This is a genomic window from Halomonas sp. 18071143 (assembly GCF_019211725.1).
GTDB lineage: Bacteria > Pseudomonadota > Gammaproteobacteria > Pseudomonadales > Halomonadaceae > Vreelandella > Vreelandella stevensii.
This window is the reverse complement of sequence record NZ_CP078120.1, coordinates 3,126,965-3,148,030: the sequence shown is the minus strand read 5'-3', so window position 1 is coordinate 3,148,030 and position 21,066 is coordinate 3,126,965. Positions and strand designations below refer to the sequence as shown.

At 60.1% G+C, this 21,066-nt stretch carries 22 protein-coding genes; 2 read left to right on the top strand and 20 right to left on the bottom strand.

Annotation, left to right across the window (positions count from 1 at the left end; all coding sequences use genetic code 11):
• Positions 1–23: 23 nt before the first annotated feature.
• Positions 24–1,295: an amidase gene (locus KVY02_RS14795; RefSeq protein ID WP_256357507.1), complete on the top strand. Its 1,272-nt coding sequence runs from the start codon at positions 24–26 to the stop codon at positions 1,293–1,295.
• A gap of 89 nt (positions 1,296–1,384) precedes the next feature.
• On the opposite strand, the gene KVY02_RS18380 is transcribed toward KVY02_RS14795, so the two are convergent.
• The 17 genes from KVY02_RS18380 to trmJ form a co-directional block, all read right to left on the bottom strand.
• Positions 1,385–1,642 (bottom strand): hypothetical protein, encoded by a 258-nt coding sequence (locus tag KVY02_RS18380; protein ID WP_256357506.1) that lies wholly within the window; start codon positions 1,640–1,642, stop codon positions 1,385–1,387.
• A gap of 19 nt (positions 1,643–1,661) precedes the next feature.
• Positions 1,662–2,465, bottom strand: a complete 804-nt coding sequence (locus tag KVY02_RS14790; RefSeq protein ID WP_218313817.1) for a M48 family metallopeptidase — start codon at positions 2,463–2,465, stop codon at positions 1,662–1,664.
• A 241-nt stretch (positions 2,466–2,706) separates the two neighbouring features.
• A complete protein-coding gene (locus KVY02_RS14785; protein ID WP_218313816.1) occupies positions 2,707–3,321 on the bottom strand; it encodes a hypothetical protein in 615 nt (204 codons plus the stop codon).
• Positions 3,322–3,360: 39 nt separating this feature from the next.
• Positions 3,361–4,764, bottom strand: coding sequence for a ribosome biogenesis GTPase Der (gene der, locus KVY02_RS14780; protein ID WP_218313815.1), 1,404 nt, complete (start codon positions 4,762–4,764; stop codon positions 3,361–3,363).
• The gene (gene bamB, locus KVY02_RS14775) at positions 4,761–5,942 is read right to left on the bottom strand and encodes an outer membrane protein assembly factor BamB (RefSeq protein ID WP_218315102.1); all 1,182 of its coding nucleotides are present in this window, start codon (positions 5,940–5,942) and stop codon (positions 4,761–4,763) included. Before bamB ends, der begins: the two co-directional genes overlap by 4 nt.
• On the bottom strand, positions 5,942–6,601 hold the full coding sequence (locus tag KVY02_RS14770) for a tetratricopeptide repeat protein (protein ID WP_081136586.1): 660 nt from the start codon (positions 6,599–6,601) through the stop codon (positions 5,942–5,944). The genes bamB and KVY02_RS14770 overlap by 1 nt, the downstream gene beginning before the upstream one ends.
• An 84-nt stretch (positions 6,602–6,685) precedes the next feature.
• Positions 6,686–8,002 carry a histidine--tRNA ligase gene (gene hisS, locus KVY02_RS14765; RefSeq protein ID WP_081136584.1) on the bottom strand — a complete coding sequence of 439 codons (1,317 nt, stop codon included), beginning with the start codon at positions 8,000–8,002 and terminating at the stop codon, positions 6,686–6,688.
• A gap of 68 nt (positions 8,003–8,070) precedes the next feature.
• On the bottom strand, positions 8,071–9,186 hold the full coding sequence (gene ispG, locus KVY02_RS14760) for a flavodoxin-dependent (E)-4-hydroxy-3-methylbut-2-enyl-diphosphate synthase (protein ID WP_081195246.1): 1,116 nt from the start codon (positions 9,184–9,186) through the stop codon (positions 8,071–8,073).
• A gap of 8 nt (positions 9,187–9,194) precedes the next feature.
• The gene (locus KVY02_RS14755; protein ID WP_218313814.1) at positions 9,195–10,112 is read right to left on the bottom strand and encodes a RodZ domain-containing protein; all 918 of its coding nucleotides are present in this window, start codon (positions 10,110–10,112) and stop codon (positions 9,195–9,197) included.
• A 40-nt stretch (positions 10,113–10,152) separates the two neighbouring features.
• The gene (gene pilW, locus KVY02_RS14750) at positions 10,153–10,884 is read right to left on the bottom strand and encodes a type IV pilus biogenesis/stability protein PilW (RefSeq protein ID WP_218313813.1); all 732 of its coding nucleotides are present in this window, start codon (positions 10,882–10,884) and stop codon (positions 10,153–10,155) included.
• Between the two features lie 101 nt (positions 10,885–10,985).
• Positions 10,986–12,164 carry a 23S rRNA (adenine(2503)-C(2))-methyltransferase RlmN gene (rlmN, locus tag KVY02_RS14745; protein ID WP_218313812.1) on the bottom strand — a complete coding sequence of 393 codons (1,179 nt, stop codon included), beginning with the start codon at positions 12,162–12,164 and terminating at the stop codon, positions 10,986–10,988.
• A gap of 81 nt (positions 12,165–12,245) precedes the next feature.
• A complete protein-coding gene (gene ndk / locus KVY02_RS14740) occupies positions 12,246–12,671 on the bottom strand; it encodes a nucleoside-diphosphate kinase (RefSeq protein WP_039180317.1) in 426 nt (141 codons plus the stop codon).
• A gap of 168 nt (positions 12,672–12,839) precedes the next feature.
• Complete coding sequence (locus tag KVY02_RS14735) at positions 12,840–13,166, bottom strand: HesB/IscA family protein (RefSeq protein WP_016914918.1); 327 nt, start codon at positions 13,164–13,166, stop codon at positions 12,840–12,842.
• A 28-nt stretch (positions 13,167–13,194) separates the two neighbouring features.
• The gene (locus KVY02_RS14730) at positions 13,195–14,385 is read right to left on the bottom strand and encodes an aminotransferase class V-fold PLP-dependent enzyme (protein ID WP_218313811.1); all 1,191 of its coding nucleotides are present in this window, start codon (positions 14,383–14,385) and stop codon (positions 13,195–13,197) included.
• A 31-nt stretch (positions 14,386–14,416) separates the two neighbouring features.
• Entirely contained in the window at positions 14,417–14,884 is a 468-nt protein-coding gene (gene iscR, locus KVY02_RS14725; RefSeq protein ID WP_218313810.1) for a Fe-S cluster assembly transcriptional regulator IscR, read from the bottom strand.
• Positions 14,885–14,960: 76 nt separating this feature from the next.
• Positions 14,961–15,824 (bottom strand): serine O-acetyltransferase, encoded by an 864-nt coding sequence (gene cysE, locus KVY02_RS14720; RefSeq protein WP_218313809.1) that lies wholly within the window; start codon positions 15,822–15,824, stop codon positions 14,961–14,963.
• A gap of 118 nt (positions 15,825–15,942) precedes the next feature.
• Positions 15,943–16,698: a tRNA (cytosine(32)/uridine(32)-2'-O)-methyltransferase TrmJ gene (trmJ, locus tag KVY02_RS14715; RefSeq protein WP_218313808.1), complete on the bottom strand. Its 756-nt coding sequence runs from the start codon at positions 16,696–16,698 to the stop codon at positions 15,943–15,945.
• A gap of 140 nt (positions 16,699–16,838) precedes the next feature.
• Here trmJ and KVY02_RS14710 point away from each other — a divergent pair, with 140 nt between their 5' ends.
• Complete coding sequence (locus KVY02_RS14710; protein WP_218313807.1) at positions 16,839–17,633, top strand: inositol monophosphatase family protein; 795 nt, start codon at positions 16,839–16,841, stop codon at positions 17,631–17,633.
• Between the two features lie 83 nt (positions 17,634–17,716).
• On the opposite strand, the gene secF is transcribed toward KVY02_RS14710, so the two are convergent.
• From secF to yajC, 3 genes are all read right to left on the bottom strand, one after another.
• Complete coding sequence (gene secF / locus KVY02_RS14705) at positions 17,717–18,643, bottom strand: protein translocase subunit SecF (RefSeq protein WP_218313806.1); 927 nt, start codon at positions 18,641–18,643, stop codon at positions 17,717–17,719.
• Between the two features lie 48 nt (positions 18,644–18,691).
• Positions 18,692–20,545, bottom strand: a complete 1,854-nt coding sequence (secD, locus tag KVY02_RS14700; protein ID WP_218313805.1) for a protein translocase subunit SecD — start codon at positions 20,543–20,545, stop codon at positions 18,692–18,694.
• Between the two features lie 135 nt (positions 20,546–20,680).
• Positions 20,681–21,007 (bottom strand): preprotein translocase subunit YajC, encoded by a 327-nt coding sequence (yajC, locus tag KVY02_RS14695; RefSeq protein WP_016914910.1) that lies wholly within the window; start codon positions 21,005–21,007, stop codon positions 20,681–20,683.
• Positions 21,008–21,066 lie beyond the last annotated feature (59 nt).

The following is a 21,066-nucleotide window of genomic DNA, read 5'->3' as shown; positions in this document are numbered from 1 at the left end:
CTGCGCTTAAGTGGAGACGTAATGTGAACCATGATTCAACGATGACCATTGATGCCTATCAAATCGCCCTAGCGGATGGGCAGGCCGAGCCTCTTGACTGGTGGCACGCCTGCGCGGCGCGTATCGATCAGCGTGAGCCTGAAGTACAGGCCTGGGAAGCTCTGGCGTCAGAGCCTGCCATACCGGATGCTCGCCTTGCCAAACGTCCTCTCTACGGAGTGCCGGTCGGCATTAAAGACATTATCGATACCGTTGACCTGCCAACCCGCTGGGGTACCCGTGGTTACCTTCACTCCGCAGGGTCGGTGGTCGATGCTGCCCTAGTGACACTGCTAAAAGAGCAGGGCGCATTGATTATGGGGAAGACGGTTTCTACCGAGTTTGCCTACTTCACGCCCGGTAAAACCCGTAACCCTCATGACACATCACGTACACCTGGCGGCTCTTCCAGCGGTTCCGCAGCGGCGGTGGCGGCTGGCATGGTGCCGCTTGCCTTCGGAACACAAACGGCGGGTAGCATAATACGCCCGGCGAGTTATTGCGGGGTTTTTGGCTTTAAGCCGACCTTTAATACAGTGAGTGCTGATGGCGTGAAGTCTTTCGCGTCTTCATTGGATACCCTGGGCTGGTTCGCGCGGCATATTGAGGATATTTGCACCACCTTCTCTGCGCTGACGCGGGCGCCGATTATCACACCTCTGGAGAGCCTTGCTGGCGTGCGGGTGGGGGTTCACAGCCTACCCGGAAATATACCACTTGATGCCGATGTTGAGCAGGCCCTTGCCCATGCTCAAGCGCGCTTTGAACAGGCTGGCGCCAAGCTGGTACCGCTGGCCCTGGATGAGCAATATGAGGCGCTGGTTGAGCATCAGAAAGTGATATTGGCCTATGAGGCTGCTCAGAGTCTGGCCAGCGAGTACGCACGCTTCGCCGATAAGATGGGCCCCAAACTGGTCGAGCTTATCGAAGAGGGTAAAGCGATCAGCTACATGGGTTATCTACAGTCAAAACGTGCTGCTGATACTCAGCAGCAGGCATTGAGTCGAGTGTTTGAGAGTGAGGTTGATGTGATTCTTGCAGCCAGTGCCCCCGGTGTGGCCCCTGTGGGCGAGCCCACCGGCGACCCGCTTTATAATCGTGCCTGGACCCTGCTCGGCGTACCGTGTCTCAATCTTCCGCTCAGCGACGGTACCGCAGGTATGCCCGTGGGCGTGCAGCTAGTAGCAAACCGTTGGCAGGACCAGCAGTTGCTTCAGGTAGCACGTACTCTGATGATGCAGGAAGTGACCGCATAAGGCTGGCTACCAGACCATTTTATGGCTTAACACACCGCCTGTTTGCGCCTAAGCCCGCAGGCGGTGTTGTTGAAAGGCTGCCGTAATGCTTACCTACGTTTTACGTACAGCCCCACCATGCACATCACCATTCCCACTACCGAGAGCAGCATCCCACCATTCACCAGTAAGGGGTAGCGCTCCAGCCAGGAGACAAATGGCTGGGGGGTATCCGAGCAGGTACTCTCAATATAGTCCCAATGCCCGCCGTCTAGCTGGCATTCACGTATGTCGCTTAGCTCCCAGAAATAGATGCCCATTAATATGCATACGGGAAGTACCAACATCAGTAAGCCTAGCTTAATCATTTAAACCTCAAAAGAGCCATTAAGGGCGTGGGCAGTTAGGTGTACGACCACCGCTTCGGGCTTGCTCATAACGAGCGAGGGCTTGATCCATATTGGCTTGCAAACCTTGGATACGCTGCCCTTGGCCTGGGTGAGTCGACATCCACTCTGGGGGGGCGCCGCCGCCGGATACCGCCTGCATATTTTCCCAAAGCGTGACGCTCTCACGTGGATCAAAACCCGCTTGTGCCATTAGATCCAGACCAATGACGTCGGCTTCGCTTTCATGCGCACGAGAGAAAGGCAACACAATACCGTATTGAGCCCCCATACCCAGTACGCCCATCAGTTGCTGACCACCCGCACCCTGCATGCCGGAGGCGCTGGAAACAACCGATAAGCCGAGCGATGTAGCGCTTTGGGTAGAGGCGCGTTCATTGGCGTGGTTGGCCAATACGTGACCAATTTCGTGACCAATAACGGAAGCTAGTTGGTCTTGGCTGGTAGCAATATCAAGCATGCCGGTATTTACGCCCATGTAGCCGCCGGGTAGCGCAAAGGCGTTGGGCTGTTCCGATTGAAATACGCGGATTTGCCAGTCTAGCTGTTGCTGCTGTGCAGGAAGCTCCGCAACGATAGCGTCAGCAATACACTGTACATAGCGTTGGCTGGCTTGCCCGGCAGAAGGCAGGTCTTGCTGGTATTGAGAAAATGCTTGCCGCCCCATCTCGTTGAGTTCGCCATCCGAGAGTAGCAATAGCTGCGAACGTCCTGTGGGAGAGGTGGTACAAGCGGCGATAGACGCACACAAAGCGGTAATAGCAAAAGGGCGAAGCCAGCGCATGGGACGGTTTCCTTATCGACGAATGGGTTACTTGCTTACAAGATAACCACTGATAACAGTAATTCAATCCTTTCTATCATAACCCACCTAGAGGATGAGTATGGATGCTGAACTGAGCAACCGTTTAATGCACTTATTAGACGAGTGGTTTATTAAATCATGTAGTTTATTTGTTTAAGCGTTTGCGGCCCAATGGTTAGGCCGCAAACGCTTGGGGAAAAACGCTTAGGAAGAGGGGTAATTAACCCTGTGGTACTAACTGTCCGTCGGCACCCACGTTTAGACGGATAGTCGGTGTCAACAGCCCAGCAGGAAGGCGCATACCCAAGCCACGTAGGTCGCCTGGGGTGATCGCCAACTGGCTACCGGCAGGTAGCTCGCCCTGAGAGGCTAGCTGACGGGCAAGCTCTACCATAGGCGCCATACGTTGAGAGTCGGTCGCCATGACATCAAAGGCGACCGGTAGGCGTAAATTAGCATCGTCGCCAGAGGTCAGCGTGACGTCCTGCTCATACTCGCCCTGAACAGGGTCAACGCCCGGCATGTCGAGCATCCAGCGAAAGCCTGACATTTCCACGGGGGGCATACCAGCAGGCAGGCCAAGCCCCATCGCAATGGTAGCCTGCACTGGCAAACTGCCCGCGCCCAGGCTGGAGGCAATCAGGCTGGTTAAGTCACTGGTGTCCAGCCCGGCATTAATGCTGTAAGGGCCAATGCGGACATCCTCAACGCCCAGTGAAGTAACTGCTAAGCGAAACGCAAACAGACCAGTTTGTGGCAGGGCGAGACAGCCGGTAAGCAAGCTAGCAAAGCCAAATAGGGTGAGCCACCGCCAACGACGAGCAATTAAACGCATACAATCCCCCTAAGAAGGGCAAAAGGAGCAAGACAACAATTAACGACGGCTTTTACGCGCTTCTTTGGTACGGTTAAGCTCGCGTTTTTTAGCCTTCTCTTTATCACTGGCCCCGGCCATGGTATCGAACGGATTGCTACCTGATCGGAACTCAAAGCGAATCGGCGTGCCACGGACCTTTAATACCTTGCGGAAGGTATTGGTCAAATAACGACGGTACGCTTCTGGCAGTGACTCGGTTTGGTTTCCGTGAACAACAATAATTGGCGGGTTACTGCCGCCCTGGTGAGCCATGCGCAGCTTAATCCGACGACCATGTACCATCGGCGGCGGGTTTTGGCTGACCGCATCCTGAAGTAGGGTAGTTAGACGGTTAGTCGACCAGTGAGCGTTGGCGGCGTCAAAGGCACGGTCAATAGAGGGGTAAAGGTCACCCACCGCCGTACCATGTAGTGCGGAGATAAAATGCAGCTCGGCGTAATCAGCAAAGCCCAGGCGGCGCTTGATCTCGGTGCGCATTTTGTCCTTAGCTTCACTCTCCAGGCCGTCCCATTTATTCACCGCCAGTACCAGGGCGCGGCCTGAGGTTAATATATAATCAAGAAGGTGCATATCCTGCTCGACCAAACCGCTGGAACCATCAAGGACCATGATCACCACATGGGACTCTTTGATCGCATCAAGGGTCTTGATAATAGAGAATTTTTCGGTAATTTCGCGGACATTTTTGCGCCGCCGAATACCGGCGGTGTCAATCAGTACGTAGGGCTTGCCGCGGCGCTCAAAGGGGATCTCAATGGAGTCACGGGTAGTGCCCGCTTCATCAAATACCACCACACGCTCTTCACCCAGCAGGCGATTGACCAGCGTTGATTTGCCCACGTTAGGACGCCCAACCACACCAATACGAACGCCTTTGCTGCCGGTGTCCGCAGGAATGGTCGGGTCGCGCTCGGGGAAGGGTTCCAGCACGGTATCGATGAGCAGCGACACGTTGCGCCCGTGGGCGGCGGCGATGGGCCACGGGTCGCCCAGGCCCAGCTTCCAGAAGTCGGCCATGGCAGAGTGCTCTTCGAGCCCATCGGTCTTGTTGACTACCAGCCAGGTTTTCTTCTGATTGACACGCAGGTGATTGGCGATGGCCTCGTCGGCCACGTTGAGCCCCGCTCGGGCATCCACCAGAAACAGCACGATGTCTGCTTCGTCGATGGCGGCCAGTGACTGCTCTGCCATGGCGGCGTCGATGCCTTCCTCGTCGCCGCTGATGCCGCCCGTGTCAATCACGGTATAGGCCTTGTTGCCCAGCATGCCGTTGCCGTATTTACGGTCGCGGGTCAGGCCGGGAAAATCCGCCACCAGCGCGTCGCGCGAGCGGGTAAGGCGGTTGAACAGGGTCGATTTACCCACATTGGGGCGACCCACTAAAGCAATGACGGGTGTCATGGAGAAACTTCCAGGGTTTCCAGGCGACCATTGTTGGCCTGGACATGAATGGTGCTGCCTTCAGTGACCGGGCGCACGCTGATACCGGAGCTGTGGATGCGAGTCCGGCCTACCAGGTTGCCTTCACGGGCATCCAGCAGGTGCAGATAACCTTCGAAGTCACCCACCACAAGACGGCCATCCGCAAAAGCGGGCGCTGTCAGCCAGCGATCTTCCAGATCCGTATTACGCCATACTTCCTGGCCGCTATTGGCATCCAGGGCAATGACGTGGCTATTGTCGCTCACCACCAGCAGCAGGTTGCCGACCAGAACGGGCGTGTGGCGACTGGAAATGTTGGCTTCCCACAGCGTACCGCCCTGAGTAGCTTCCAGCGCCACCACCCGGCCATTGTAGCTGGTGACGAACAGGCGACCATCCGGGCTCAGTACCGGCTGGCCAGAGAGGTCCACCAGACGTTCGACATCGCTATGACCACGGGGCGTGGCGATTTGCATTTCCCAGAGCGGCTGGCCGCTGCGGTTATCCAGTGTCGCCAGGCGACCATTGGCCAGACCGACGAAGGTAACCGGGTCGATGACCATGGGCGTGCCCGTGCCGCGCAGGGTCAGCGCAGGCTGAGAGCTGGTGTAGACCCAGCGCTCTTCGCCGCTGGCGCGATCGAGGGCCGTTATCTGGCCGTCGATGCTCTGTACCAGCAGCAGTTGCTGGTTGGCCTGGGGGGCGGCCAGCACTTCGCTGGACACGCGCGAACGCCAGCTCACGCTGCCGTCACGCTGGCTCAGCGCAATCACTTCACCGTTGCGGGTGCCCAGATAAACCTGGTCGGCAATGGCGTTGAGTGCACTGGAGATGGGGGTATCCAGTTCGATTTGCCACTCACGCTCACCGCTCTGGGCATTGAAGGCGGCGACCAGGCCATTGGCATCGGCGGCAAACACGGTATTACCCTCGCGCGCCGGGGCAATCGGGTAGCGGGCACGACCAAAACCGTCGCCGACATTGCGCCGCCACAGGCTATCCAGCGACGAGGTTTCATCGAAGCTACGCAGCTCCTTGGGCGTGTAGGCAGGCTCTCCCTTGCTGGCGCAGCCGGCCAACAGCGCCAGTGCAACGGCGCCCAACGTGGCACGCATCAGCGAGGTGGAAAAAAGCGGTTTTAACAGGCTGTGGGTCATCACTGATTCGCCTCCTCGGCGCCGATATCGTCGAGCTTGAACTGCACGCCATAAAGCGGCTGGTTCTGCGTTTGGGCAATTTCCAGCGCGGCTTGCCACGCCTCGCGCGCTTGCTCGGGCTGGTTCAGAGCCAGATAGGCATCGCCGCGTACGTTGGCCTGTTGGGCGGCCAGGGTGTCGGTGATCGGTTGGTCCAGCAGTGCCAGGGCCGCTTCCGGGTTGCCTTCAGCGATTTCGATACGTGCCAGACGCAGCCAGGCCAGGCTCTGGACGTAGCGGCGTGATGAGCTGTCGGCGACCCTTTCGAGGGCTGCTTTGGCCGCGGTCAGATCGCCTTCCTGCACGGCCAGGCGGGCCTCCAGCAGCTGGGCAAGTTCGGCATACAGGGTGCGGCCATGCTGGTCGGTCAGCTCGCTGATCAGCTCTCTCGCCGCCGCGCGCTGCTCCTCTTCCAGCGAGTTGGCGGCCGTGATGGTCACCAGCTGCTGATAGCGGGCAGAGGCCGCTTCCGACTGGCCTTCCTGGTAGTTCTGCCAGGCATTCCAGCCGAACACACCGGCGGCAGCCAGCACCGCTCCAGCAATCAGCGAGGTGCCGTTCTCTTTCCACCAGCGCTTGACGACGTCCAGCTGTTCTTCTTCGCTTCTCAGATCCGCCACGGGCGGCCTCCTATTCAATCACCCAGCCGCCGTAGCGGCTGACAGGTATTCATTTACCCACCCGAGACGCTGGGTGGGCAGCATTTAGTGGGTCGCGTTGCCTGGCGTAGCGGCCAGCAGGTCGCTCAGCGTGCTGGCCAAACCCTCCTGGGCTACCTGCTGCTGCTCACGGTCGTCGCGCAGGAACTTCACAGTCGCCGTTTGCTGCGCCAGCTCGTCTTCACCCAGCAGGATGGCGATGGGCGCGGCGCTTTTGTCGGCCTTTTTCATGCGGCTCTTGAAGCTGCCGCCACCGCAGTGCAGCTGCAGGCGCAGGTCGGGCAGCGCGCTGCGCAGCTGCTCTGCCAGGGTGAGAGCTGCCACGGTGGCGCTGTCATCCATCGGCACCAGGTAGACGTCGCAGCCGCCCAGCGCTTCTTCCGGCACCAGGTCGAGGGTTTCCAGCAGCAGAATCAGCCGCTCGATCCCCATGGCAAAGCCCACGGCAGGTGTGGGCTTGCCGCCCAGCTGTTCGACCAGCCCATCGTAGCGGCCACCGGCACAGACGGTGCCCTGGCTGCCCAGCGCCGTGGTGGTCCACTCGAACACCGTACGGCAGTAGTAGTCCAGGCCCCGCACCAGGCGCGGGTTGACCACGTAGGGAATGTTGGCCGCGTCGAGCATGGCCTTGAGCTGCTCGAAGTGCTCCCGGGAGGCGTCGTCCAGGTGATCCATCAGCTGTGGCGCGGCGTTCAGCATCTCGGCCATGTCGGGATTCTTGGAATCCAGAATGCGCAGCGGATTGCTGGTCAGGCGACGCTTGGAGTCTTCATCCAGTAGCGCATGGTGCTGCTCGAAGTACGCCACCAACTTGTCGCGGTAGGCTGCGCGGGCGTCGCTGGAGCCCAGAGAGTTGAGTTCCAGAGTGACATGTTCGAGAAGGCCCAGCTCTTGCCATAAGCGGGCAGAGAGCAGAATTACTTCGGCATCAATGTCCGGGCCGTCGAAGCCATAGGTTTCCACGCCCACCTGATGAAACTGACGGTAGCGTCCTTTCTGGGGCCGCTCGTGGCGGAACATCGGACCCTGATACCAAATCCGCTGGGTCTGGTTGTGCAGCAGGCCATGCTCCATGGCAGCGCGTACGCAGCTGGCGGTGCCTTCCGGGCGCAGGGTCAGGCTGTCGCCGTTGCGGTCGTCGAAGGTGTACATCTCTTTTTCGACGATATCGGTGACTTCCCCGATGGAACGGGCAAACAGGGCGGTTTGCTCCACGATTGGCGTACGGATCTCATCAAAGCCGTAGCGCTGCATCAAGTGGCGTACCTTGGCCTCAAAAAATTGCCAGCGAGGGCTGTCGCTGGGCAATAGGTCGTTCATTCCACGGATGGCTTGAATCTTTTTAGCGGCGGACTTGCTCAATGAAAACTCCTTGTCTGGGCGGCAGCGCGAGGCGCAAGGCGTGCCGCCTGTTGCAGGCAACGCAGGTGTCAAACGCTGCGTGCAATCATGTTCTCTTGCTGCTGCTCTTTCTGGCGTACCTTGTCGCGGATCAGCTTTTCCAGGTCATCCACCAGATGGTCGTTACGCAGCTTGCTGGCAGGTTTGCCGTCGATGTAGACCAGGTTGGCGGGCGAACCACCGGTCAGCCCGATATCGGTCTCCTTGGCTTCGCCGGGACCGTTGACCACGCAGCCAATCACCGAGACATCCAGCGGAGTCATGATGTCTTCCAGGCGCTCTTCCAACTGGTTCATGGTGCTGATGACATCGAAATTCTGCCGTGAGCAGCTGGGGCAGGCGATGAAGTTGATGCCCTTGGCACGCAGCTTCAGGCTCTTGAGCATGTCGAAGCCGACCTTGATCTCTTCCACCGGGTCGGCGGCCAGCGAGACGCGAATGGTATCGCCGATGCCATCCATCAACAGCATGCCGAGACCAATCGATGACTTGACCGTGCCCGAGCGCAGGCCACCCGCTTCGGTAATGCCCAGGTGCAGCGGCTGCTCGATACGGGTGGCCAGGTCGCGGTAGGCAGCCACGGCCATGAACACGTCCGAGGCTTTGACGCTGACCTTGAACTCCTGGAAGTCGAGCCGATCCAGGTAGTCGATATGGCGCATGGCCGATTCGACCAGCGCGGCGGGCGTAGGCTCGCTGTACTTCTTTTGCAGGTCCTTTTCCAGCGAGCCGGCATTGACGCCAATGCGAAGCGGAATGCCGTGTTCGCGGGCCGCGCTGACCACCGCACGGACGCGGTCTTCGCGGCCAATATTGCCGGGGTTGATGCGCAGGCAGTCCACGCCCAGCTCGGCGACTCGCAGGGCAATCTTGTAGTCGAAGTGGATGTCGGCCACCAGCGGTACGTCGACCCGCTGCTTGATCTTGCCGAAGGCTTCGGCGGCGTCCATGTCGGGAACCGACACGCGGACGATGTCGGCACCGGCTTTTTCCAACTGCTGGATCTGGCCCACCGTGGCATCCACATCCAGGGTGTTGGTGTTGGTCATGCTCTGAACGGCAATCGGGGCGTCGCCGCCCACGGCAACGCTACCAACCTGTATCTGGCGCGAGGGGCGACGTTTGATCGGAGAAGGGGCGTGCATAGGACGGGTCACTCTCCCAGGGTAAAGCGGGCAACATTGTTGGCACCCGCACGTTGCGCCAGGTTGACGGTATCGCCTTGATAACGCAGCTCGACACCGGTGGCATTACCGATCGTCAAACGAAAAGGCGGTGTACCCTCGACGCTGGCCGTGGTGCCAGGCGCTTGCAGGCCAACGAAAACGCGCTGGTTGTTGGCATCGAAAATTTCGGTCCAGGACTGCTCGTTGAACGTCAACTCCAGCAGGTTGGGGTTGGCGACGGGCTCCGGCGCGGTGTCTTCTGCCGCTGCTTCCGGCGCTTGTACCTCGGCGACATCGGTCGCGGGCTCGGCTGGGGCATCGGTGGCGTCGGTGTCGGCGACTTCGTCATCCATGCTGACCTGGGGTTCGTCGATCATGGGCGGAATCACCACCGGCGTAGGTTCGACCACCGGTTCGGCGGGAGGGGGCGTCGTAGTGTCGGCGGCATCCTCTTCCAGCGTGGAAGACGTACCCATGCTCGGGGGTTCGCTGCCACCACGGCTCTGCCACCAGGCGACGGTAACGCCAATCAGGCCCACGATCACCAACAGGGTGACCAGCTTGAATAGCCAGGCACCGACCTTCGACGGGGGCCGGGTAACGGCAACGGGCGTGACCTTGCGTTCGGGCTCACTGCCCCCGTGGCGCGCTTGATACGCCTCCAGTACCAGCCGTTCATCCAGCCCCAGATATTTTGCATAGGAGCGTAGGTAGCCGCGGCGATAGGCCGTGACGGGAATTTCTTCGTAGTTGTCTTTTTCCAGACCTTCGACCACCGCGCTGCGCAGGTTGAGCGCACGGGCAGCATCACTGATGGGCACACCCAGCGCTTCGCGTTGGCGTGAGAGCAGTTCGCCAGCGGTGCTGGTGGGGGTAACGCTATCGTGTAACGGTGTCTCGCTCATGGCTGAGCATCCTTCAAAAATTAGGTGGTCAGGGCAGTGATCAAGGGGCCAGCAGGCGTTGGTATTCGTCTGCCGTGGCTGTGTCGCCACGGGCGAGGGCGATATCCACCGCCATTTCCAACGCTGCCGGGTCGGGGCCTGCCAGCTGCAGGTAGCTTTGCAGTGGCTCCCAGGCCTGATCGTAGCGGCCCTGCGAAACTTCCAGTTCGGCTAACATTAAATACCCGCGTGTATTGCGCGGGTCGATACTCTGGGCGCGCTGCAAACGGTCGCGCGCCTTGTCAAATTCGTCAGTCGCCAGGTAGCACTGTCCCAGGTTGGTGAATAGCTGGGCACGACTGGCGTATTGTGCATCTTCGGAGGCGATTTCCAACTGCTCGCAGGCCTCCGGGTAACGCCCCTGTTGATACAGGAATGCGGCGTAGTTGTTACGTCCTCGCGTGAACGAGGGCGAGACGTTCAGGGCCTGCTGGAAATGGCGGTTGGCCAGCTCACGCTCCCCCTGCTGCTGATAGACCAGCGCAATCGCCTGAAGTGCCTCTGGGTGGCGGGCATCCAGTTCCAGCGCACGATCCAGCGCGTTCAGGGCGCGGGGCAGATTGTCACGCTCCAGGTAGGCCACTCCCAGCTGGGCATAGGCATCGGCGGCGTCGGGATTGCTTTCATTGAACGTGGGCGTCGAGGTTGCACAGCCTGCCAGCAGCAGGCTGCCAGCAAGGACGGACAGCATGGGCACTCTGAAAAAGGAGAAGCACCTGCGATGACCGATCATGTATGTCCTCTTGAACAGTGCGGCCTTGCTCACACTAATGACGTTAGTAAAAAAACGTGTCCATCAAAGCGCTGTGTTGTGTGGAAGTCAAGACAGCGGCCTTAGTCTGCATCCAGTTGAACCGATTGAATATAGCGCGCACTGCGCTTGGTGCGGTCCTTTACGCGTCCGACCAGCTGCCCGCAGGCGGCATCGATGTCATCCCCACGGGTGGTACGGACAGTGGCGTTGTACTCCAGGTCATAAAGCCATTGCTGAAAACGCATGACCTGGTTGCGCGAGGGCTTTTCATAACCCGAATTGGGAAACGGGTTAAAGGGAATCAGGTTGATCTTGCAGGGCAGCTCCTTGAGGAGCGCGGCCAGCTGTTCGGCGTGTTCCTGCTGATCATTCACGTCCTTGATCAAGGTGTACTCAATGGTCACCTGACGATTGTCCGGGCATTTGGACAAATAGCGATGACAGGCATCCAGCAAGGCACGAATGTTGTACTTGCGGTTGATCGGGACGAGTTCGTTACGCAGCTCATCGGTGGAGGCGTGCAGCGAAATCGCCAGGCTGACGTCGATCTCATCGCCGAGTTTATCCATCATCGGCACGACGCCCGAGGTGGACAGGGTGACGCGGCGCTTGGAGAGGCCATAGCCGTTGTCGTCGAGCATCAGCTTCATGGCGGGCACGACGTTGTCGAAATTCAACAGCGGTTCGCCCATGCCCATCATGACCACGTTGGTCACCGGGCGGTTGGCGGTATCCCGCCGAGGGCCGACGCTGCGTTGCGCTACCCACACCTGGCCAATGATCTCTGCAGCCGTCAGGTTACGCTGGAAGCCCTGTTTGCCCGTGGAGCAGAAGCTGCAATCCAGCGAACAGCCGACCTGTGACGATACGCACAGGGTGCGTCGTTTACCGTTCTCTGCCGGGATCAGAACCGTCTCGACATAGCTGCCATCTTCCACTTCGAGCACCCACTTGCGCGTGCCGTCGCTGGAGGTGCCTTCATACACGACGCCTGGGCCGCGAATCTCGGCCACCCGGGCGAGCTTGTCGCGCAGCGGCTTGGACAGGTTGGTCATCACGGCAAAGTCATCGACGCCCTCCTGATGAATCCACTTCATGACCTGAGTGGCACGGAATTTCTTTTCACCAATGGATGCAAAGAAGGCTTCCATTTGCTCACGGGAAAGCCCCAGCAGGTTCTGGCGTGCGGGCTCCGCCTGCGAGGCAAGGTCAGGCGTGGCGAGGGAAGACGGTGATGATGGGGCGGCAGTGGTAGTCATGGCGGTCAGCGTTCAGAAAGAGGCGGGGGCCAGGCCCCCGCAAAAATGGCCGGCAACGAATGTTGAAACGGCAGCGCTGGTTTAGCGCGGGCAGATTTCGTCGTTACCGAAGAAGTAGCTAATTTCGCGTGCAGCGCTTTCGGCAGAGTCGGAACCATGGACAGCGTTGGCGTCGATTGTTTCCGCGAAGTCGGCGCGGATGGTGCCCGGAGCGGCTTCTTTCGGGTTGGTAGCACCCATCAGCTCACGGTTCTTGGCGATGGCGCCTTCACCTTCCAGCACTTGTACGACGACCGGGCCAGAGGTCATGAAACCGACCAGATCCTTGAAGAAGGGGCGCTCTTTGTGCTCGGCGTAGAAACCACCGGCTTTCTCTTCGGAGAGGTGCAGCATCTTGGCCGCGACCACTTGCAGGCCTGCCTTTTCGAAGCGTGCGATGATGTCACCGATGGCATTCTTGGCTACGGCATCGGGCTTGATGATGGAAAGAGTACGTTCAGTCGCCATGCAGAAATCTCCTGGAAAGGGATAAAGCAGAAATTGCCGCCCCGGCAAGCCAGGGCGGCACAGAGAAGTATGTCCGGCTGCGTCCATAGGCTATGCCGCAGGCCGAGTGGCCGCGATTATAGCGTTTCACGCCGGGGATGAATACCGATGAGTTGCCTCATGGGGTGCTTAAACGGTAAAGCTTTCACCGCAGCCGCACTGATCCTTGACGTTGGGGTTGTTGAAGCGGAAGAAGCGATTGAGTCCTTCGCTGACGTAATCCACTTCGCTGCCGTCCAGCATCTCGACGGCATCGGTGGCTACATAGACGCTGGCCCCGTGGGACTCGAAGTGCACGTCATCCGGCTGAGCCTCGTCGGCAAAGTCGAGCACGTAGCTGTAGCCCGAACAGCCGCTGGGTTTGACGGATACCCGAAGGCCAAGCCCCTTGCCGCGCTCTTCGAGGACGCGGTGGATCTGCTCGGCGGCGGCGGGGGAAATGTTAAGCGTTGCCATGGAGCACTCTCCTTGAAAAGTCGGTCGGTCAGCGGCCAGGCGTAGTGGTCTGGCGCGCCGAAGCACGCAGGCCGCTGACGGCGTGGTGCAATAATGTCAGTGCGTGGTCGATATCGGCTGGCTGGGTAAACCGCCCAAAGCTCAAGCGCAGCGAGGAGAGCGCCAGCCGACGAGGCGTACCGATGCCCAGCAGGACGTAAGAGGGATCGACGCTGGCCGAGTTGCAGGCGGAGCCAGTGGACACGGCGACGTCGCGCAGAGCCATCAACAGCGCTTCGCCATCGACGCCCTCGAAAGCGAGATTGAGAATATTGGGCACCCCGTGCTGCTGGGGCGAGTTGGGGATGACGCCGTCCAGCGTGCTCAGGCCATTCAGCAACTGCTCGCGAAGGGCGGCAACATGGGCCTGATCCTGGGCCTGCTGCTGTTGCATGACGGCAAAGGCTTCTCCCATACCCGCAATCTGATGGGTGGGCAGGGTGCCGGAACGCATACCACGCTCGTGCCCGCCGCCGTGAATCAGCGCTTCGACACGTATGTCCGGGTGGCGTTTCACGTACAGAGCGCCTACACCTTTGGGGCCATAGGCTTTATGGGCAGAGAGCGACATCAGGTCGATGTGCTGTTCGACCACGTCCAGCGGGATGCGTCCTACCGCCTGAGCGGCATCGGTATGGAAGGCCGCGCCAAAGTCGTGGGCCACGGCTGCCAGCGCTGCGATGTCGTTGATGCTGCCCAGCTCGTTGTTCACTGCCATCAGGGAGACCAGGGCGGTGTCATCCCGCATGACCTCGCGCAGCTGTTCGGGGGTGATGCGCCCGTCCCGCTGGGGCTTGAGCCAGGTGACCTCGAAACCTTCGCTTTCCAGCGCCCTGGCGGTATCCACCACGGCCTTGTGTTCGATGGACGAAGTGACCAGGTGCATGCCGCGCTGGCGGTTGGCGCGCATGAAGCCGATCAGCGCCAGATTGTTGGCTTCGGTAGCACCGCTGGTCCACACGATCTCGCGAGGGTCGGCATGAATCAGGTCGGCCACCTGGCGCCGTGCCTGCTCCACGACTTGCTCTGCCTGCCAGCCCAGCATGTGGCTGCGCGATGCCGGGTTGGCAAACAGCTGGTCGACGGTCAGGTAGCGCGTCATCACCTCGGCCACACGCTCATCTACCGGCGTAGTGGCGGCATAGTCGAGGTAAATGGGCAGTGAGGGCGTGGCTGTCATGAGTTTGAGTTCCAACGGGCAGTGAATGGCGTCAGGGGGAAGAAACAAGAATCCCGGCGTCGGCGCGCTGCTTCTGTCGAGCGGCAATACGAATGACGTCCGGGCGCTGCATCAGCTGCGCCAGCGTCACGTCATCCAGAAAATGGCGTATCTGACCCGAAAGTTCGCACCACAAGTGATGGGTCAGGCAGGTGTCGCCCTGCTGGCAGTCGGACAGCCCCTGGCAGCGGGTGGCATCGACGGTTTCATTGACCGCATCGATGACCTGGGACACGCTGATCTCGGCGGCAGGCTTGGCCAGTAGATAGCCACCGCCAGGGCCACGCACGCTGGTGACCAGCCCGCTGCGCCGCAGCCGCGCAAACAGCTGCTCCAGGTACGAGAGCGAAATCTCCTGGCGCTGGGATATATCGCCAAGGCTGGTGGGGCCTTGCGGCGTATTGATCGCCAGATCCAGCATGGCGGTAACGGCGTATCGGCCTTTGGTCGTCAAGCGCATAACAGGTACCTCGTCGCTGAGCCTCAGCGCACTGGCGGCAAGTGTAGCGACATTATGGAAATCCTGAGTGCTTTGGTCAACTATTGGGACGGCGGTTGGCGTCGTCAGCGGTATCCACTGCTTCACTGCGCGTCTTGCCCAGCCCGGGACAGCCGGTATCGGTCTCATCCAGAATGTCGGCGAAGTCCTCATCCCTCAGTTCGGGCAGTTGGCCGTCACGGTAGCTGGCATCCAGCTTGCGCAGGGTAGAGCACATGCGCTCGATACGCTCGTCCACCGCGTGCATATGGTCCAGCATGGCCTGCATGGAGCGTGCCACTGGGTCGGGCATGTCCTGGCTGACGCCATAGGCATCGAAGCCGAATTTCTGGCAGATGGCTTCGCGTCGGGCCGGGTCGATATCCAGTGCTTCCTCGATATCGGGCTCGGCGCGCTTGACGATTTTGCCAGGAATACCGACCACCGTTGCACCGGCAGGCACCTCTTTGGTGACCACGGCGTTGGAGCCAATCTTGGCACCGGCCCCAACCGTGAACGGCCCCAGGATTTTGGCACCAGCCCCGACGATCACGCCATCTTCCAGGGTGGGGTGGCGTTTGCCCTTATTCCAGCTGGTGCCGCCTAAGGTAACCCCCTGATAGAGCGTCACGTTGTCGCCGACCTGGGCGGTTTCGCCGATCACCACGCCCATGCCGTGATCGATAAAGAAACGCCGACCAATGGTGGCGCCGGGGTGAATCTCGATGCCGGTCATCCAGCGGGAGAACGTCGACAGCGTGCGCGCCAGCCACTTGAAGTTCTTCTTCCATAGCCAGTGGCCACAACGGTGCAGCAGCAGGGCATGCAGGCCCGGGTAGTTGGTCAAGACCTCGAGAAAGTTGCGTGCCGCTGGGTCGCGGTCGAATACGCTGTTGATGTCTTCGCGCAGGCGTTGAAACATGGGAGTGTCCTTGGGCGTAAAAGCGGCAGCGGGGCAGGCTGTGTATGAGTCGGCCCCCAAATGTGGGGGCGCCACTGGATAACTTCAAGTTTAGGCCATGGGGCGACGATAACGCCTCTCAGCGCGGCGTTGTGTTCTGCTGGGAGGCCTTTTCCGTGGCCGACAGGATGCCGCGCAGAATGTTCATCTCCATTTTTTCGGGGCGAGCACGCAGGTACAGGCGGCGCAGGCGTGCCATCAACTGGCGCGGCTGTGCGGGATCATGAAACTCGATGGCGATCAGCGTGCGCTCCAGGTGCTCGAAGTACCGCTCCAGCTCTTCGTGGGACGCCAGCGCGGCCTCTTCGTCATCCTCTTGAGCGGGGGGCGCATCGGCTTGCGTCAGCCAGGCCATGCGACACTCGTAGGCGAGTACCTGTACCGCCGCCGCCAGGTTCAGCGAGCTGAAATCCGCATTGGTGGGAATGTGTACGTGGGCATGGCAGCGCTGCAGCTCGGCATTGGTCAAGCCGCTGTCCTCGCGCCCAAACACCAGCGCGATGCGCGCATTGGCAGGGCGGCACTCCGTGGGCAGCCGCTCGGCCAGCTCACGGGGGGAGATCATTGGCCAGGGCAGCGTACGTGAGCGAGCGCTGGCACCCACGGCCAGGGTGCAGTCGGCCACGGCATCTTCCAGCGTGGCATGAATGGCCGCTCGATGGAGCAGATGGTCGGCCCCTGACGCCCGGGAGATGCTCTCCTGGGTGAGCACGTCGCAGCGGGGGGCGACGAGCGCCAGATCCGCCAGGCCCATGTTGTGCATGGCGCGCGCCACGCCACCAATGTTGCCAGGATGGCTGGTGCCAATAAGAACAATTCGAATGCGGTCAAGCATGATAAGCCCGGTTCACGACGTAAAAGGCGCAGTTTAGCACGAGTCGATGGCATGCCCGAGGGGCCTCTGATAGAATTGCCCGCCATTAAGGTGTCCTGCGCCTGCCCCGTTCTTTAACATCACTGTGACAAGGCCCGATCATGAATCCAATGGTCCAATTTACGCTGCGCGCTGCGCGTAGCGCGGTTGAACATTTTTTGCGTGTCCGTGAGCGTATCGAAAACGCCCACGAAGAATTCAATCTTGACCGCCTGCTGGAAGACACGGCCCGCAAGGCCGAAGCCACCATCGTTCAGCAACTGCAGCGCGGCTATCCGCAGCATGGCTTCTCCGGCCGCTACACCCCCCATCAGGCGGGTAAAGGCGAAGGCGAAGAGATCGTTTGGAAGATCGAACCCCTTCACGGCTACTCCAATCTGGCCGTGGCAGGCAAGGGCTTTGCACTCTCAGTGGTGTGTCTCATCAAGGGTCGCCCCGAACACGCGGTGGTGGTCTCTCCCTTTGGCGATGACGAATACATCGCCAGCCGCGGCCGTGGTGCCCAGCACAACGACAAACGTATGCGCGTGAGCAAGCCTACGGCTATTCCCGGCACCCGCATGGCCATGAGCCTGCCGGAAGCCTGGCTGCGCCCCAGCCATCTGCCTGCCTATCTGACCGTGACGCAGCAACTGGCCCCCCAGGTGGAAACCCTGGTCGCCACCGGCTCAGGCCTGCTGGACATCTGCGAACTGGCCGCTGGCCGCGTCGACAGCGTGTTCGTTCTAGGCCTGGAAGAGCAGGACATGCAGGTCGGTACGCTGCTGCTGAAAGAAGCCGGCGCGCTGATGGGCACGCCCGACGGCCAGCCCACCGTGACCGCAGAAGGCCAACTGATGGCCGCTGGTCCGCGCCTCTATAAAGCACTGATCAAACAGCTGGCGCCGCATTTCTGAGCGTGATGTCAGTTCCCTGGTGATATGAAAAAGGCCTTGTCGCGTAAGCGGCAAGGCCTTTTGCTGAAGAGAGCATTCGTGCCTTACGGCAGCTCTTCTTCCTCTTCATCGCTCTCTTTCCTGGTCGGGATCAGGTCTTCCCGAGAGAGCTTGAGCGGAATCAGCAGGGCGCCAGAGATGTAGATGGAGGAGAACGTACCCACACCCACGCCTATCAGCAATGCGATGGCGAAATTGTTGATCATGTCGCCGCCCAACATCAGCAGGGCCAGCAGTACCAGGATGGTGGTGCCGGACGTTGCCAGCGTACGGGATAGGGTGGCATTGATCGCTTCGTTGATGATTTGTGGCATGTCATCGATACGCGACGTACGAATGGCTTCCCGGATACGGTCGTATACCACGATGGTATCGTTGAGGGAGTAGCCGATAACCGCGAGCAGGGCCGCCAGTACCGTCAGGTTGAAGTCGAGCTGGAACAGCGCGAAGATGCCCACCACGATGATCACGTCGTGCATCAATGCCAGCAGGGCGCCGATGGCGAACTTGTACTGAAAGCGCAAGGCCACGTAAACCATCACGACGCCGAGGGCTACCAGCATGCCCATGCCGCTCTGGTCGCGCAGTTGCTCGCCTACCTGAGCACCCACGAACTCTGCGCGGACCAGGTTGACGTCAGCGCCTTCGGCGCGCAGCAGTCCGACGATCTCGCTGCCGATGTCGGGGTCAAAGGCCTGCTGCAGGCGAATCAGGATTTCGGTGGAAGCACCGAAGGTTTGCACGGACACATCCTGAAAACCGCTGTTTTCCAGCAGTTGGCGGATGGCATCCAGTGACGGTGCGGCACCGTAACGTACTTCGACCAGGGTGCCGCCCGTAAAGTCCAGCCCCAGGTTGAGCTGCTGAAAAACGATGGCACCGATAGAGACGATCAGCATCACCGCCGAGACGATGAACGCAAGGTTGCGTCGTCCCATGAAGTCGATGCGTAGCTGCGATAGGGGTTTCATTACCACCTCTTCAATTCTGTGCGGAGCGCGTATGTCTGCTTCACGAGATCAGATCCAGAGCTTCTTGACGGGCTTGCTGCCATAGGTGAGGTTGACCATGGCGCGCGTGACCAGCAGGGCCGTGAACATCGAGGTCAGGATACCGATGGAGAGCGTGACCGCGAAGCCTTTGACCGGGCCAGTACCAATCGAGAACAGGATGATGGCCACCAGCAGGGTGGTGATGTTGGCATCCACGATCGAGGTGAAGGCACGCTCGTAACCCGCATGAATGGCTTGTTGAATCGACAGGCCGTTGCGCAACTCTTCGCGTATACGTTCGAAGATCAGTACGTTGGCATCTACCGCCATACCCAGGGTCAGCACGATACCGGCAATGCCCGGCAGGGTGAGAGTGGCCCCCAGTATCGACATCACGGCAATCAGCAGGGTCAGGTTGAGCGCCAGCGCCACGTTGGCGAATATGCCGAACACCTTGTAGCGGATCAGCATGAACATCACTACAAGCAGCAGGCCAATCTGAACCGAGAGCAGGCCGCGTTCGATGTTCTCCTGACCCAGGCTTGGGCCGATGGTACGTTCCTGTACGAAGTAGATGGGCGCTGCCAGAGAGCCTGAGCGCAGCAGCAGGGCCAGTTCGGCGGCTTCGGTGGGCGAGTCGAGCCCGGTAATGCGGAAGCTGTTGCCCAGAGCGCTTTGGATGGTCGCCAGGCTGATCAAGCCGCGCTCCGTGTAGGGCTCGCGAATGATGGTCTGCTCGCCAGTCTCCGGGTCGGTCTCGACGCGGTCTTCGCTCTTGTGCTCGATGAACAGCACCGCCATGTTGCGCCCGATGTTGGTGCGCGTGGCGCGGTTCATCAATGTACCGCCGGTGCCATCCAGGTTGATGTTGACCTGTGGGCGGCCATTTTCATCGAAGCTGTGGCTAGCGCTGGAAACGCTGTCACCGGTAATGATCACGTCCCGCATCAGGTCTGCAGAACGGCCGCTGTCGTTACGGAAGGTGAAGCGCTCGGTTTCCATGTCGGGCGTGTCGTTACGCGCTTCCAGGCGGAACTCCAGGTTGGCCGTGGCGCCGACGATGCGCTTGGCTGCCACCGTGTCCTGAATGCCGGGCAGCTCGACCACGATCTGGCTGGGGCCCTGGCGCTGTACCATTGGCTCGGCTACGCCCAGCTCGTCGACACGGTTACGCAGGGTGGTCAGGTTCTGGTTGACCGCATAGTCCTGAATCTCGCTGACCGTTGCGTCGCTCAGCGACATGACCAGACGGGAGGCTCGGCCATCGCCCTGGTTGCTGTAATCGAAGTTGGGGAAGTCGCGGCTGATCAATCGGCGAGCAGCGTCGCGATCTTCGCTGCTGGCAAAATCGATGGACAGCGAACGCTCGGCGATCTCCGTATTGCGGTAACGGATGCGCTCGCCACGCAGCAGTTCACGGATGGCGCTGGCATTGACTTCCAGGCGCTGGGTCAGGGCTGCTTCCATGTCGACTTCCAGCAGGAAGTGAACGCCGCCGCGCAGGTCCAGACCCAGCGTCATGGGTGTGGCGGAGAAGGCCTGCAGCCAACCAGGCGTGGCTTCCGCCAGGTTCAAGGCAACGGTGGCGCCGCTACCCAGCACGTCAGTCGCGATATCCCGCGCATTCAGCTGGTCATCGTTGCTCTGCAAGCGAATCAACCACTGCCCGTCGACCTCTTCCACGGCCTTGATGGCAATGTCGTTGTCGGTCAGCGCTTGTTCGACGCGATTGATTTGCCGCTCATCGAGCATGTTGCCTTGGGCATCGCTCACCTGAATGGCGGGATCGGCGGGAAATAGATTGGGAAGTGAATAGATAAGGCCAACCACCAGGACGACCAGTATCAGCAGATACTTCCACAGGGGGTAACGGTTGAGCATGCAAGCCCTGCCTTCAATTACAAACGGAATCGCTGTGCACAGACAAGTTGTGCACAGCAACGTTCACCATCGACGCTACCATGTCACCCCTGCCGGGGTGGCTGGCACGGAGTCGGCAGGGGGGAGGTGCGAGCGTTAGATGGACTTAATGGTGCCCTTGGGCAGTACGGCAGCCACGGCATTCTTCTGCACGTTGACTTCGGTACCTTCCGATACTTCCAGGGTCAGGAACTCATCGCTGACTTTGGTCACGCGGCCTACCAGGCCACCACCGATGACCACTTCATCACCCTTGGCCAGGCTGGAGACCAGCTGACGGTGCTGCTTGGCACGTTTTGCCTGGGGGCGCCACAGCAGGAAGTAGAAAATCAGCACAAAGCCGACGAGCATGACGATTTGCGCAATACCACCGCCAGCGGCGGCTTCCTGGGCATGGGCTGGTGAGATGAAGAAATCCAGCATTGCAGAGAACTCCTGAGTTAGAACAATGGGTGAACCGGTTGACGCCACTCAGCATGGCC